General features: G+C 65.7%; 13 protein-coding genes. 11 read left to right on the plus strand and 2 right to left on the minus strand.

Features of this window, described 5'->3' with window-relative positions; genetic code table 11:
- From RB623_RS19640 to RB623_RS19660, 5 genes are all read left to right on the plus strand, one after another.
- Window positions 1-1856: DNA-binding protein (locus RB623_RS19640; RefSeq protein ID WP_308058643.1), on the plus strand; the 1856-nt coding region annotated here is incomplete at its 5' end.
- A gap of 71 nt (window positions 1857-1927) precedes the next feature.
- A complete protein-coding gene (locus RB623_RS19645) occupies window positions 1928-2404 on the plus strand; it encodes a hypothetical protein (protein ID WP_308058644.1) in 477 nt (158 codons plus the stop codon).
- Between the two features lie 84 nt (window positions 2405-2488).
- Window positions 2489-2881, plus strand: a complete 393-nt coding sequence (locus RB623_RS19650) for a hypothetical protein (protein WP_308058645.1) — start codon at window positions 2489-2491, stop codon at window positions 2879-2881.
- 86 nt (window positions 2882-2967) lie between these two features.
- A complete protein-coding gene (locus tag RB623_RS19655; RefSeq protein WP_308058646.1) occupies window positions 2968-3651 on the plus strand; it encodes a DUF1419 domain-containing protein in 684 nt (227 codons plus the stop codon).
- A 171-nt stretch (window positions 3652-3822) separates the two neighbouring features.
- Window positions 3823-4401 (plus strand): intradiol ring-cleavage dioxygenase, encoded by a 579-nt coding sequence (locus RB623_RS19660; protein ID WP_308058648.1) that lies wholly within the window; start codon window positions 3823-3825, stop codon window positions 4399-4401.
- A 183-nt stretch (window positions 4402-4584) separates the two neighbouring features.
- Here RB623_RS19660 and RB623_RS19665 read toward each other — a convergent pair whose 3' ends face one another.
- Entirely contained in the window at window positions 4585-4983 is a 399-nt protein-coding gene (locus tag RB623_RS19665) for a hypothetical protein (protein ID WP_308058649.1), read from the minus strand.
- A 326-nt stretch (window positions 4984-5309) separates the two neighbouring features.
- Between RB623_RS19665 and RB623_RS19670 the strand changes: the two genes are divergently transcribed.
- From RB623_RS19670 to RB623_RS19695, 6 genes are all read left to right on the plus strand, one after another.
- Window positions 5310-9806 carry a strawberry notch family protein gene (locus RB623_RS19670; RefSeq protein ID WP_308058651.1) on the plus strand — a complete coding sequence of 1499 codons (4497 nt, stop codon included), beginning with the start codon at window positions 5310-5312 and terminating at the stop codon, window positions 9804-9806.
- 12 nt (window positions 9807-9818) lie between these two features.
- Window positions 9819-10856 (plus strand): toprim domain-containing protein, encoded by a 1038-nt coding sequence (locus tag RB623_RS19675; RefSeq protein ID WP_308058653.1) that lies wholly within the window; start codon window positions 9819-9821, stop codon window positions 10854-10856.
- Between the two features lie 245 nt (window positions 10857-11101).
- Window positions 11102-12043 (plus strand): DUF2493 domain-containing protein, encoded by a 942-nt coding sequence (locus RB623_RS19680; RefSeq protein WP_308058654.1) that lies wholly within the window; start codon window positions 11102-11104, stop codon window positions 12041-12043.
- A 309-nt stretch (window positions 12044-12352) separates the two neighbouring features.
- On the plus strand, window positions 12353-12886 hold the full coding sequence (locus tag RB623_RS19685; protein WP_308058655.1) for a hypothetical protein: 534 nt from the start codon (window positions 12353-12355) through the stop codon (window positions 12884-12886).
- A 762-nt stretch (window positions 12887-13648) separates the two neighbouring features.
- Window positions 13649-13972 carry a DUF736 family protein gene (locus RB623_RS19690; protein ID WP_308058656.1) on the plus strand — a complete coding sequence of 108 codons (324 nt, stop codon included), beginning with the start codon at window positions 13649-13651 and terminating at the stop codon, window positions 13970-13972.
- A gap of 66 nt (window positions 13973-14038) precedes the next feature.
- Window positions 14039-14365, plus strand: a complete 327-nt coding sequence (locus RB623_RS19695; protein WP_308058657.1) for a hypothetical protein — start codon at window positions 14039-14041, stop codon at window positions 14363-14365.
- A gap of 84 nt (window positions 14366-14449) precedes the next feature.
- Here the strand turns inward: RB623_RS19695 and RB623_RS19700 are convergent, their stop codons facing one another.
- A complete protein-coding gene (locus RB623_RS19700) occupies window positions 14450-14725 on the minus strand; it encodes a WGR domain-containing protein (protein WP_308058659.1) in 276 nt (91 codons plus the stop codon).
- Window positions 14726-14927 lie beyond the last annotated feature (202 nt).

A 14927-nucleotide genomic window follows, 5' to 3' on the forward strand; every position in this document is an offset into this window, starting at 1 on the left:
CCTGCATTGTCAACCGCAGCGGAACGACTTCGGCCGAAGAGGATTCGCTTGCCGAGAACGTGCATCGCGAGAACCTGCATCCGCTCGACCAGTTCCGTGCATTCAAGTCACTGAAGGAGCAGGGCCGCGACGTCGAGGAGATCGCTGCCAGGTTCTTCGTGTCGGCGGCGACCGTCAAGCAGCGGCTGAGGCTTGCAACGGTCTCGCCAAAGCTGCTCGAACTCTACGAACGCGATGAAATCCGTCTCGAACAGATCATGGCGTTTTCGATCTCCGACGACCATGCGCGTCAGGAGCAGGTCTGGGAGCGCATCACCAACAACCCGCACATGCAGGAGCCCTATTACATCAGGCGCCTGCTGACGGAGACGACCGTTCGTGCAGACGATCGCCGGGCGGTCTATGTCGGCGCCGAAGCCTATGAGGCTGCGGGCGGCGTTGTCCTGCGCGATCTGTTCGAGCAGGATTCCGGCGGCTGGTTCCAGGATGCAGCTCTTCTCGAGCAGTTGGTCTTCGATAAGCTCAAGGTCGATGCCGAGGTCGTTCGCGCCGATGGGTGGAAGTGGGTCGAGGCGGCGATCAGCTTCCCCTACGGCCACACCTCCGGCATGCGGCGCGTCTATGCCGAGCCCGCAGAGATGAGCGCCAAGGAGATCGCTCGCTACGACGCTGCGAAAGCCGAGTATGATGCGCTCGACGCCAAATATGCCGAGATGGAGGACACCGACCAGGATATCGAGGACAAGCTCGATCAGCTCGGCGCCGAACTCGACGCGTTCAGCGATCGTTCTCAGGTCTACGACCCGGATCAGAGGGCTATCGCCGGAGTGTTCGTCACGCTTGGCGCCAATGGCCAGCTGCAGATCGAGGCCGGCTTCGTCCGTTCCGAGGACGAGCCCCGGGCCGAGACGGACGAGGATGACGAGGATGCCACCGGCGGGGATCGCGACCCGTCGCAGGCAGACGATGACGGCGCCAATCGCGTTGTCGTCAACGGCCGGCCCGTGAACGGTGCACCCGACGCCGCCGAAGAGCCCGAGGATGAAGGTATCAAGCCGTTGCCCGAACGACTCGTCTTCGATCTCACCGCGCAGAAGACGCTTGCGCTGCGCAATGCCCTTGCAAGCGATGTGGACGTCGCCTTCGTCGCGGTTCTCCATACTCTCGTGCTGCAGGTGTTCTACCGGTTCGCCAAGGACAACTGTCTCGAGATCGGCATGACGAGCAACAGCTTCGGGCAGGTCCAGGGTCTCGCCGAAACTGCCTGGGCGAAGGAGATCGCCGAACGTCACGAGGCGTGGGACCGGGATATGCCGGACAGCGACAAGTTGTGGGAGTTCCTGCTCGGTCTCGACGAAGCGAGCCGCAAGGCGCTTTTCGCGCACAGCGCGTCGCTCTCGCTCAACGCCGTCGTCGAGCCCTGGAACAAGCGGCCGGGCGCGCTTGCCCATGCCGACGCACTGGCCGCCACGCTTCAGTTCGACATGGTCGCGGCCGGCTGGGAGCCAACCGTCGACAACTATCTCGGTCGCGTTACCAAGGCCCGGATCGTTCAGGCGGTGCGCGAAGCGCTCGGCGAGGATTCCGCGCAGCTGATCGACCACATGAAGAAGGACTTGATGGCACGTGAGGCCGCGCGTCTTCTCGAAGGATCGAACTGGTTGCCCGAACCGCTGCGCCTCGATGGCGACGACGCGGTTGCCGATGCCGGCGAGACCGTCACCGAGGATGACACGGACGAGACGGCGCTCGACGGCGAGCTGCCGGCCTTCCTCGCTGACGATGCGGATCCATCAGCCGATGAGCCGGGGACCATCGCCGGTGAGGGCACTGACCACCTTCAGGCCGCCGAGTAGTCGGCCCTCCGCTCCGCTCTGGGCCCGGCATCACCGCCGGGCCCTTTTTCGTTTTCTAAATGGAGATCCGCATGTCAGCTCATATCGTCTACGATTCCGCCCCGTTGGGGTCGACCATCCGCTACTTTGACGGCACGGCAAGAGCGCCGGCCCGCTTCAGAAAGAAGGTCTCCGCGTGGGAGAGCCGCAATGGCACCGGCCGACTGGTGAAGAAGGAGCCGCCGCGGTCGCGAGCGACCTATAGCTTGCCGGCCTGTTTCACCTTGCACGAAGGCGATTTTGGCGAGGGCGGCGTCATCGTCGTCTCGGTCCGGCGCACCTGGTCCGTCGAGAGCGATTTGCACTTCGAGATCGTTCAGCGCCCCGCAATCGGCATGGTCCGCGTCCTGCAGGACCTCGGCGACAGCCCGGAACTCCTGAATCTCGCCAGGGATCGGGCCGCGGCCGAACGCTGGCTCGCCAGCAATTCATACAGCCGAGCCTATCTCGACGAAATCTCCGCCGATGAGGTCGGCGCCGACGTCATCGAGGGCCGCGCGGCCGCCTGACGTTTCACCACACAGAACCGACCAAGGACGGGCCTGGGGTCGCACCAGCGACCGCCGGGCCTGTTCCCTTTCATGGAGATCGACATGTTCGACTGGAACAGAAGCTGCTCCTATGACGGAGAGCAGAAGAGACGTTTTCACACGATGGCCCGTTCCAGGCTGAAGAAACTCGCCGCCGAGCTTGCCTTGCCGCCCGGCAGCTATGACCTGCGCTCGAACAAGGCGGGCATCGCCGTTTCCGGCGAAGTCACCCTGCACCTTGACCGCGCCTATATCCAGGTCAGCCAGTTCGGTCTGTCCTCCGGGCACGGCATCCTGATCCGCACCTGTAAGGGCCGTACGGACTATACTGGCGGGCCTAACCACTTCGTCGCGCTGACCATGCTCGATGACATTCCGGCGCTCGCCGCGGCCGTCCGCGCCATCACCGGCGTCGGACGGGATACCGCGCGTTCCGCGGATCGCCACGCCGCCTGAGTCTTATCTAATCCCGTCCCAGTCCGCCGACAGTCTCCCGCCGCAGCGCTCCCGCGGCGGGCGGCCGGCTATTCCGGAGGCAAGCCATGTCCACCCATCCGCCGTTCCGCAAGGTGTTCGAGGGCGTCGCGACGCGCGCGCAGATGTTCGCGCTCTTCAATCGCCACAGCGATACGCCCGGTGTCGATCCCCTGTCAGGCAAGCCATATGCGTCGGAATGGTTCGAGATCTCGGCCAGCGAATACCGCTTCATGCTCGATCTGTTGCCACCGCTGTTCCACCGAACCGGCATGTTCGGCATGTCCGAGTACAAGGCTGGCTGCGTAACCAGCGTATTCTTCGCGATCAGGATCCGCGGTCGCGAACGCTGGTTCCACGGATTCTGCGACCTCTCCGACAAACGCAGTCCTGACGCCATGCGCGCGGCGATCATCGCCCATGAGACGGGCGCCGTCGACAGTATGACGCGTGAGGAAAAACTCGAGGCGATCTGGTCCGCGACGCATGCGGACTTCAAGGGCATCGCCGGCGAGGCCAATCCCGACGTCTGGCCCGTCGAACACCACGGCAAGCGGACCATCCTGGTCAACGCCGGCGGGCAGGGAACCGTTCTTAAGCTCCTGGAGGCTCTGTCCGACGAAGAGATCGACAGTCGCATATCGGCACTCCGCGCTCGACACACGAGGAAGGCAGGAGGCAATGATGCAGACCCATCGCAGCCAACTGACACCGGGCGGCCAGGCGCACCTATGAGGCGCATTCGTCGTTGATACCGGCGCACGCTCCCAGGGGCGCGTGCTGGAGCTGACTGAAGACGCCTATGGCGGCGGCGCGTCTGGTCGCACGATTGTGATGCCGGCTGGGATCAGGCTGCCACAATTGCCCGAGTGAAACTTGGTACATTCAGATTGCTCGGGGTGTCCACACCGGCCGGAGATCTCATGACCACGCGACGCAGCTTTCTCTCGGGCTTTCTAGCGCTTCCGGCGCTGGTCCCCGTCGCGGCTCGGGGTCAGGAGCCGCCACAACAGCTCGAGCTGACGCCTGCCTGCGGCACGCCGGAGCCGACGATCGCGCAGACCGAGGGGCCATACTTCACGCCCGGGTCGCCCTTGAAGCGCGACTTCAAGCCGGATGCGCCCGACGGCACGGCGATCACGATCGCCGGTTTTGTGCTGACGGCGCGGTGCGAGCCTGTGGCTGGGGCCTTGATCGAGCTATGGCATTGCGACGGCGACGGCGACTACGACAATGAGGGTTTCAGGCTGCGCGGGCACCAGTTTAGTGACGCCGGGGGACGCTGGTGGTTCGAGACGATCGTGCCGGGCATCTACACTGGCCGCACGCGGCATTTCCATGTGAAGGTGCAGCGGCCCAACGGGCCCCTGCTGACCACGCAGCTCTATTTCCCTGGGGAGCCCGGCAACGACCGCGACAACATCTTCGATGCCTCGTTGCTGCTGGACATCAAGTCCGCGCCGGACGGCGGCTACGGGCGATACGATTTCGTCGTTGCATGACCAAGGCTGCAGCCTGCGTCTAGTCAGTTGGTGGCGGCCGCCCTCGACCGGCATCCGGTCCCCTGCAGGTGCTGCTTATCGCGGCGAACTGCCACTATCCCCCTGACCAAGGTCGATTTCGAACGTTGGATGCGGAACACGAAGGGCGATCCTCGACGACCGGCACAATCCCGATGAACAGACTTAGTCGTCACGCCGACGGCGCAGAACCTTTGGCAAGCGTCTTTTCCAGCGCTGTCCTCGGGGCAACGTTGGCTCGCCGCCGCGCCTGATTCGCTTGCGCGCTGGCCGAGCAGGCTCTTCGGCAGGGGCCATTGTCTCGGCCGCGTCAAGAAGCTGCCCGGCATGCGACCCATCGGAGACAATGGATAGATCACAATCGTCGGCGGGGATTTCGCACCCGGTTTCCACAGTATAGGCGCGATCTTTCGTGGCCACGCGATCAACGTTGTGCCGCTCCGCGGCCTGTTCAGAACCGCCGTGTGGATCGCCCAACGGGTCGCTCACGACAGCCGAAAGGTCCAGATCACCCCAGATCGAACGCGGCTTTGGCAGGTTGCCGCGCTTCTTCTTCACTTCCACGACGAAAGGTCGGCCGGGCCGTCTCATAGACAGGTTCCTTGATGAGAATCGATCCGGCTAACGGATCCATCTACCGTTTACTTCGGCGAAAGTCAGTGGTCCATCACCTCAGCACGCGGATCTAGGCTCCGGCACCCACAGTTGACGATCCGTCATGGTCCGTCGCGCCAGAGGCAGGCGAAGGGGCAGGGGCTTGTTCAAAATTCCTTCGCCGCCGCTTCGTCCACGTCGCTAGAGGGAGAGAGGGGCCGGAAGCAGTGTGGCCTTGCCGGGGCGCAGAGAGCGCCACGGCGGGGCGGACATTCTCTTTCGCGAAGGACATCTTTATGAACATGGTCACGACCTCTTCGGCCGTCGCCCGGACGGCCGCTCCCCTTGCCAACCCGACGCCTGACGCCATCGACCCCGCCCAGGCGATCCACCAGGCGGCCATCCAGCTTCTGCCCTTCCTTGAACAGGGCAACGCGATCACCAAGAGCGCACTGCGGATCGCCATGACCGACAGTTTCGGCGGCACCGACGCACAAGGATTCTGGGTCTGGAAGGACGCCTATGAGGCGCTTGAAGCCGCCCAAATTCTGTTTCTGCGCCGCTTCGGGCCGGCAATCCTGTCCCGGTCAGCCTCGCCGCAGGCGACGCTGGCCATGATGAAACGCATCGCCGACCTCGTTCCCACCCACACCCGACGCTCCGACGAAAGCCAGGCGATGCAGCAGCTGTCGACGCCGCTGCCGCTCGCCTTCGTCACCGCCCACGCCGCGGCGATCGCCTCCGCAGACCTCGTTCTCGAACCCTCGGCCGGCACCGGCCTGCTCGCCGTCCATGCCGAGATGGCCCGGGCTTCGCTCGCGCTCAATGAACTTGCCGCGACACGCGCCGATCTGCTCGGCCTGCTGTTTTCGCGCTCTCCGGTCTCCCGGCATGACGCAGCCCATATCGACGATCATCTCGATCCCACCATCGAGCCATCCGTCGTGCTGATGAATCCGCCCTTCACCGTAGGCGCCTTTGTCGACGGTCATGTCGCCGATGCGGCATGGCGGCATCTCTCCTCCGCATTCGCACGGCTGCGTTCGGGCGGTCGCCTCGTCGCCATCACCGGCACCGGCCTTTCTTCCGAAAATCCCAAATGGCGCCCCGCTTTCGAGCGGCTGCAACAGCAGGGCAGGGTCGTCTTCACCGCCGCGATCGACGGCCGCGTCTATGCCCGCCATGGCACGACGGCTGAAACCCGCCTGACGGTCATCGACAAGATTCCTGCGGCCGACCCGCCCAGATTCGTTGCGTCGTCGGGCAAGGCTTTGGACGTTGAAACGCTGCTCGCCTGGATATCCGACCTGCCGCCCCGCACACCGGGCGGCTTTCCGGACTCGATCGGCGACCTGTCGAACGGCATCCTGCGAAATGCCCCCATGCAGATGGCCGCGCGATCCGGGCCCAAAGCCGCACCCACCGCGGCTGCGGCATCTGCTGCGAAGACCGTCCGGCCGACCCGTCCAGTTACCCGGGCGAAGCCCACCGGTCCGGTCGTGTCCGGCACCACGCCAGCAGTTCCCCTTGACTATGAACACAGCGACTGGATGCCGGAGGAGGGCGGCTACCTCACCGACACGATCTACGAGCCCTATGCGCTCCAGTCGATCCAGATCCCGCGCGCCAATCCGCATCCGACGCCGCTGGTCCAGTCGGCGGCGATGGCGGCGGTCGCACCGCCGAAGCCGTCCTATCGGCCCCTCCTGCCGGATGCGATCATCGACGAGGGCATGCTTTCCGACGCGCAGATCGAAAGTGTGATCTATGCCGGCGAGGCACATTCCGGTCATCTCTCCGGCGCCTGGACTGTCGACGAAACCTGCGATGTCGTCTCGGCCGCGCCAGAAGGTGCTGCGAACACGGTCCGCTTCCGCCGTGGCTGGTTTTTGGGCGACGGAACCGGCTGCGGCAAAGGACGACAGGTCGCCGGCATCATCCTCGACAACTGGCTGCAGGGTCGCCGCCGTGCGATCTGGATCTCTAAATCCGACAAGCTGCTCGAAGACGCCCAGCGCGACTGGGCAGCACTTGGCCAGGAACGCCTTCTCGTCCAGCCGCTCTCGCGCTATCGGCAGGGCACGCCGATCCGCCTTGCCGAAGGCATCCTGTTCACCACCTATGCGACGCTCCGCTCTCAGGAGCGCGACGGCAAGAAGTCCCGGCTTGCTCAGATCCTCGACTGGGTCGGCCAGGAGGCGAGGAGGGCCGAAGGCCCGACTGGGACTAAAAAGCCTTTTGACGGTGTCATGGTCTTCGATGAAGCCCACGCCATGGCCAACGCCGCCGGCGGCAAGGGCGAGCGCGGCGACGTCGCGCCCTCGCAGCAGGGCAGGGCCGGCCTGCGGCTCCAGCACGCACTACCCGATGCCCGGGTCGTCTATGTCTCGGCGACCGGCGCCACCGCGGTCGAGAACCTTGCGTATGCCCAACGTCTCGGAATCTGGGGCAGCGAGGATTTTCCCTTTGCCAACCGCGCAGAGTTCGTCGCGGCGATCGAGGATGGCGGCGTCGCGGCGATGGAGGTGCTCGCGCGCGATCTCAAATCGCTCGGCCTCTACATGTCGCGCTCGCTCTCCTATGACGGCGTCGAATACGATTTGCTCGAGCACGCACTAACCGAGGAGCAGATCCGCATCTACAATTCTTATGCGGACGCCTTCCAAGTCATCCATAACAACCTGACCGCCGCGCTTGAAGCGACCAACATCACCAGCGAGTCCGGTACGCTGAACCGCAATGCAAAGGCTGCGGCAAGGTCGGCCTTCGAGAGTACCAAACAGCGCTTTTTCTCGCATCTGATCACCTCGATGATGACGCCGACGCTGATCGGCGCGATCGAGCAGGACGGCGCCGACGGTCACTCTGCGGTCGTGCAAATCGTCTCGACGGGCGAGGCGCTAATGGAACGTCGGCTGACAGAAATCCCGACCGAGGAATGGTCGGACCTCCACGTCGACGTGACGCCGCGCGAGTACGTTGGTGGGTATTTGATGCATTCCTTCCCGACCCAGCTCTTCGAGGAGTATTCGGATGCGGAAGGAAACGTCTATTCGCGGCCCGTGCATGACGAGGACGGCAACCCGGTGCAATGCCGCGAGGCGGTGCGCCGGCGCGACGAGATGATCGAGAGGCTCGCCTCATTGCCGCCGGTCGGCGGCGCGCTCGACCAGATCCTCCATCATTTCGGCACGGATGTCGTCGCGGAGGTGACAGGGCGGTCACGGCGCATCGTCAAGAAGACCGGTCGCGACGGCATCGCCCGGCTCGCGGTGGAGAACCGGCCGGGATCGGCCAATCTCGCTGAGACGCAAGCGTTCATGGATGACGACAAGGGCGTCCTGGTCTTTTCCGACGCCGGCGGCACTGGACGTTCCTACCACGCCGATCTCGGGGCCCGGAACCAGAGGCTGCGCAAGCACTATCTGCTTGAGGCCGGCTGGCGTGCCGACAATGCCATCCAGGGTCTCGGACGAACCCACCGCACCAACCAGGCGCAGCCGCCTTTGTTTCGTCCGATGGCTGCCAATGTGAAGGCGGGCAAGCGGTTCCTGTCGACCATTGCGCGGCGGCTCGACACGCTGGGCGCGATCACGCGCGGCCAGCGCCAGACCGGCGGGGCAGGGCTGTTCCGGTCCGAGGACAATCTCGAAAGCCCCTATGCTCGCGCGGCGCTGCGCCAATTCTACTGGCTGCTGCACCAGGGTAAGATCGACGGCTGCTCTCTCACGACGTTCGAGACCGTCACCGGTCTGTCGCTCACCACCGACGAAGGCGGGTTGCGCGACGAGCTGCCGCCGATCACGACCTGGTTGAACCGCCTGCTGGCGCTGCGCATCGAAATCCAGAACCTGCTGTTCGAGGTGTTCGAGCAGCTGATGACGGCGAAGGTCGAGGGCGCCATTGCCGCCGGCACTTATGACAGGGGCCTGGAGACGATCACGGCCGAGAGCATCGTCGTCACCGACCGGCGCACCGTCTACACGCATCCGGTCTCGGGCGCGCAGTCGCATGTGCTGACCGTCGCGCGCAAGGATCGCATCCGGCCGCTCGGCCTGGCCGACGCGCTGGCCATCGCCCGCGCGGAACCGCAATCGATCCTGCTGGTCAACACGCGGTCGAGCCGCGTGGCGATACAGCTTCCGACGGCGAGCCTCATGCTCGACGACGGCGCGATAGAGCATCGCGTGCGCTTGCTGCGACCGACTGACGAGGTGCGCTTCGGTCTCGACGCCCTCGCCGAAACCCACTGGCAGCCGGTCGACCGAAAGCTGTTCTGCGAACTGTGGCAGGCGGAAGTCGCCGCGGTCCCGGAGTTCACCACCAGCACCTTCCACATCGTCACGGGACTGCTGTTACCAATCTGGCGGCGGCTGCCGGATCACGACTGCCAAGTCTACCGCATCCAGACCGATGCCGGTGAACGCATCATTGGCCGCCACATTGCGCCGACGCTGGTCGCGACCATGTTGCGCAATCTCGGGATCGACAATGTGCCGACGCTCGCGCCGGAGGAGGCATGGACCGGGCTGATCGAAGGTAGGATCGGCTTGCAGCTTGCCGACGGCCTGGTCCTGCGCCGCAGCCGCGTCATGAACGACTATCGCGTCGAACTGATCGGCTTCACCGATGCGATGGTGCCGCGGCTGAAGGCGCTGAGCCTGATTGCGGAAATCATCTCCTGGAAGCTCAGGCTGTTCATCCCGACGGGCGCCGGCGGCTCCGCCATCCTCGCCTCGCTCCTCGACCGCCATACGCTTGTCGGCGTCACCGACCGGACGGTCGCGGCCTAAGGGGAGGCGATCATGACTAGCTCGGCCTCCGAGCTGGCGCGCCGCCTTGGCGAGGATGCCGAGGCGGTGTGCCGCGAGTATCTGTCCAATGGCCATCGCTCCGGCAATCACTGGATCGTCGGCGATGTCCGCAACGCGCGCGGCCGCTCCATGCATGTGCGGCTGAGGGCCAATGCCAAGGGGCCTGCAGGGAAGTGGGTTGACGAGGCGAGCACCGAATTTGGCGATTTGCTCGATGTCATCCGCGAAAGCTGCGGCCTCGTTGAGTTCCGCGACGTCGCGGATGAAGCGCGTCGCTTCCTCGCGATGCCGCGACCGCAGGACCTCGGCGCGCAACGCCAGCCTGCTGCGGCACGCGGCTCGCCTGACGCCGCGCGTCGCCTGTTTGCCATGTCGCAGCCGATCGCGGGCACGCTGGCCGAACGCTATCTTGCCGGTCGCGGAATCCTGCGGGCCGCGCGCGAGCGCGCCCTGCGCTTCCATCCCAGCTGCTACTACCGAGATCTCGTGACGGGCGAGACCCAGACGCTGCCCGCCCTGATCGCCGCTGTCACCGGCCTCGATGGACGCATCACCGGGCTGCAACGCACCTGGCTGGACCCGACAGGCACCGGCAAGGCCCAACTCGTCGATCCGCGCCGGTCGCTCGGCCACCTGCTGGGCAATGGCATCTGGCTCGGCCTCGAGCCCTGCGCTCCGGTCCCGGTCATGGCCGCCGGCGAAGGTTTTGAGACGATGGCCTCGCTCTGCACGGTGATGCCGGCGCTGCCGGTCGCCGCCGCCACCTCGGCCAATCACCTCGCCGGCCTGATCTTACCGCCCGGCTGCCAGCGCCTCTATATCGCGGCCGACGCGGACGCCGCCGGCCGGCATGGCATCGAGCGGCTCAGCCAGCGCGCCGGCGAGGCCGGAATCCTCGCTCTGGCGCTGTGGCCGCAGCTTGGCGACTTCAACGACGATCTGCGCCATCTCGGACCGCTCCGTCTCGCAGCATGGCTCAGCGATCAGCTCGCCCCGGAAGATGCCCGTCTCGTCCTGTCGCCCGGATAACCGGCTCGGGCCGGCAGGCGGGCAGGGGCGGTGTCAGCGGAAGCCTCGCAGGCATGGCGGAGGTCCATCGGTGAGGCCGCGCCCGCGGCCTGCCGAGAGGCGACCCCTGCCACCCCCCGGTCACGGCCGCAACGGCTGCGCCGTCCTCCGCTTCGCTCCGGCCTTCGGTGCGGCCGCGCCCGGGGCGCGGCCGGGTTTCGCTGTCAGGCCGCGATGGGCGCGGCAACAACCGACGGAGACACGCCATGACCTACGAGCTTCCCTTCGACGACGTCTACGAGCCCTACCACGCCTCCTCGCCGACCGATCGCGTCATCCTCGAACTGCAGATGTACGGCCACCGTCCGCATCAGGACGAGCCCGATCCCCGTCCACTGCCCGACGACGAGGTGATCCGGGCTGGCCTCGCCGGGATCGTCGAGACCTTCGCCGGCATGCTCGGCGACACCAGGCTCGAACCCGACCTCGACGATCTGCTCTGGTCTTTCACTAACGTCTTCCACCGCGCCGCCGAGCGCGTGGCCCGCAGCCTCGACCGCAACGAGGAGGCCCAGCGCTCGAGTCAGAACGAGCAGGACGGCTCGGAGGTGAAATCCGTCGAACTGGAACGGCTCACGGCCGAGGGCATCACCTATATCGAGCGTCGCAATGTCCTCGAAATCATGCGCGACGAGGCCGCCGACCTCTACGAGGCCGAAACCGGCTCGGCATGGCGGCCGCGCACCGGCTCCAAGGTCTCCCATCAGTCGATGACAGCCGCGGTGATCGACTCCCGCGACTTCCTCGCCGCGCGCCGCCGCGCCGAGACCGAGGTTCTGGTCCCCGCCGGCACCAAGATCGCCTTCGCCGGCGGTCTCGACTGCAATGAATACGATCGGATCTGGGACGCGCTCGACAAGGCCCGCGAGAAGCACCCCGACATGGTGCTGCTGCACGGCGGCAGCCCGCGCGGGGCCGAGCGTATCGCCGCCTGCTGGGCCGAAAGCCGCAAGGTCACGCAGATCGCCTTCAAGCCCGACTGGACCCGGCACGCCAAAGCGGCCCCGTTCCGCCGCAACGACCAGCTCCTGTCGGTCATGCCCTACGGACTGATTGTCTTCCCCGGCTCCGGCATTACCGAGAATCTCGCCGACAAGGCCCGCCGCCTCGGTATCCCCGTCTGGCGATTCACGGAGGGTGGCGCGTGAGCGCCCCCTTCCTTCTACAACGTCGAAGGACCGACCGTCCACGGTCGGGCTCTTCGTGTGCTCACACCCGTTCCGACCTGCCGAATTCAGCGCGGCGGCCAGGCTGTAGGTGCGCCAGTTGCGCGCGGGGCTCAATTCTTCTTCGATCCGGTCGGCGCGCGCCGGCTTGCGGCCGGCTGGGCTCTACTCGCGGCGTACCGCCGCTCCCCGAGCCGGCTACGCCGTCTCGGCCTTCGGTGACGATCCCTCGCGCAAGAGGGAGAGGAGAGCCGGACCGGGGCGGTTGATTGGAGAGAAAGGAAAGCGACCATGGCGATGATATTCCTTGGCGGTTCGCGCGACATCTTCGAACTGCCCGTCCCTGCAATCGAGCGGATCGGTGCGATCGTGGCGGCCGAGCACGGTGTGCTGATCGGCGACGCGCCGGGAGCCGATGCCGAGATGCAGGGCCTGCTCGCAGGCTACAATTACGAACATGTCGGCGTCTTCCATGCCCGGAACGAACCACGCAACAATCTCGGCGATTGGGCCGCCTATCACGTTCCACCGCCGGATGGGGCACAAGGCTTTGGCGCGCACGCCGGGAAGGACCGTGAGATGGCCCGTCGCGCCGACTTCGGCCTGATGGTCTGGGACGGGGCATCGCCGGGCACCTGCCTCAACGTGCTGCGCCTATCTGTGATCGGCAGCCCTTGCGTCGTCTATGATACGATGCGCGGCACGGTGGCAACCGTCCACAACACCGGGGACTGGCGCGCCATGCTGCACCATGCCGGCCATGAGGTTCGACGCGGCGTCGAAGCCCGCATGAGGGCGGACGAACGCCTCGCGATGGAAGCCTGATCGTGGCAAGCCACCTTGAGCGGTTTGCGACCGGGCGGCGAACGCAGCCCGCCCTTGTCCGGCCGAAGGCCACCTCGCGCCTGTGCCGGGCAGCGGCGATCGTTCGCTGGCTCCTTCTGAAGCCCACCCCTTGCAAACCCGACCGTTGCGGCCCATCGGCAATCCTCAGTGACATCCTTGCTTGTCCGTCGACCCGAGGGGCAGGGCGGTTGCGGGTGAGGCAGCGCGTTCCCGGCTGCCGCGCTTGATCCGGGGGGGCACCCACTGGTGCTGGGTCAGAGCGTCACCTGCCGGACGCGAGCGCGAAACCGGACGCATGACGGAGGACACGGGTGCAGCAGGGGACCTCCGGGGCCTGTCGGTCGGGTTCGGGAGGGCGACGCAGAGGCAGATCCGCAGGCGGGGCAAACGTATACCCGCGGCCGCCGCGCCGAGCGTTGGGGATCTGCGATGGTGGCCGGAGGCATCGCCTGCGCTCACATCCGGACCATTCCCGTGGTTATGTCGCCTTTGTAGTGGACCGCCTGCTTTTGCGGTCAACCCCCGTTGGGGGTACGCTCGACAAAAATTCAGGAAAATTCGATTTTGGTTTTTGGTTGCGGGCCAGGCACTTTCCTTCCCGCAAGCGGGGCCCTTGAAAGTGCGGCCCGCTGTCTGCGGCAAATAGAATTTTCCGGAATTTGTGCCGAGTGACCGCAGCAGGACGGCCCCCTCCTTTGGCGCCATCGGGAATGGTCCCGATGCAACCGAAGGAGAAGTACCATGGCCACCACGATCGCAAACCTCACCGCCAAGGCCGACGGCTCGATGGAAGGCGTGTTCGCCACGCTGCGGGTCAACGCCCCGATCACCCTTATCCCCAACAGCAACAAGTCCCGCGAGGACGCCCCTGACTACCGCATCGTCAACAAGCGCACGGGCTTCGAAATCGGAGCCGGCTGGAACCGCATCTCCCAGCGTTCGGGCGAGGAATACCTCTCGGTCAAGCTCGAGGCCCCCGAGATCGGCGTGATCTTCGGCAACCTCGCTCCCGCCCCGGGCGGCGACGAGAACAAGAAGGTGATCCTGTGGAACAACCCGCAGTGAACCGCAGCGAGCCGGCCCCGCAAGGGGTCGGCTCTCTTTCGTTCGACACACGATCAGGAGGCTTCCATGAGCCGCTACACCATCACCGTCACCAGTGACGGCCGCTCCGATCCCGACGCCGTCATCGGCTACGATCCGCCGCTGCGCACCTTCTTCCTCCAAGCATTCGCCGACGAGAGCGGTGACGATCTCGCTCTGTGGCTCGGCACCAGCGACCGCGAATACGAAAGGGTCGATGCTCTGCACGCGGCGGTGCGGGCGAGAGGTTTCGGCTTCGAGCCGCTTCCCGAGGACGTCGCAGAACAACTCGCCGACGACCTTGCAAGGGAGGCTGATCGGCCGCCGCATGACGGTCCGCTCGCCGCTTTGCTGCGACATCTTCAGTCGGAGTAGTCGCTTCAACCGAAAGGCCCGCGCCGGACGACGATCCGGCGCGGGCCTTTTCTTTTGCCGGCCCTGACCGCACCCTCAAGGTCATCAAACCCCGTACACGTCACGATAGCCGCGTTGCCGCTTCACGCGCGAGAGTGCCTCGCGCGCCGCAGTGGCTTCCTCCACTCTTTCGTAAAGGTCGATGCGGATGCGGCCAGGCCTGCCGATCCGTCCCCATTCGCGCACCAGGCAGATGTCGCCGAACAGGCTCGGCGTCGACGACATGCGATAGAACCGCGCCATGTTGCGTGCGGGGTCAATCCGATGGAGGTGGGTCACGTCTTCCGTTTCCATGCCGCGATGGTCGTGTCTCTGATGCATCCCGTCCAATGAGTTCCATGAATCGGTTCTGCGCGATCGATTCAGGATGTTGATGCATCGGTCGGGAGCGCGATATCCGGGCGAGCCGGCCTGCGGCCGACCGGGCTCTACTCGCGGCGTGCCGCCGCTCACGGAGCCCGCTAACGCGGTCTCCGCCTCCGGTAACGATCCCTTTCGCGATGCGCCAGGGACCGGATCGACC

Source organism: Mesorhizobium sp. LHD-90, from assembly GCF_030929505.1.
GTDB lineage: Bacteria > Pseudomonadota > Alphaproteobacteria > Rhizobiales > Rhizobiaceae > Kumtagia.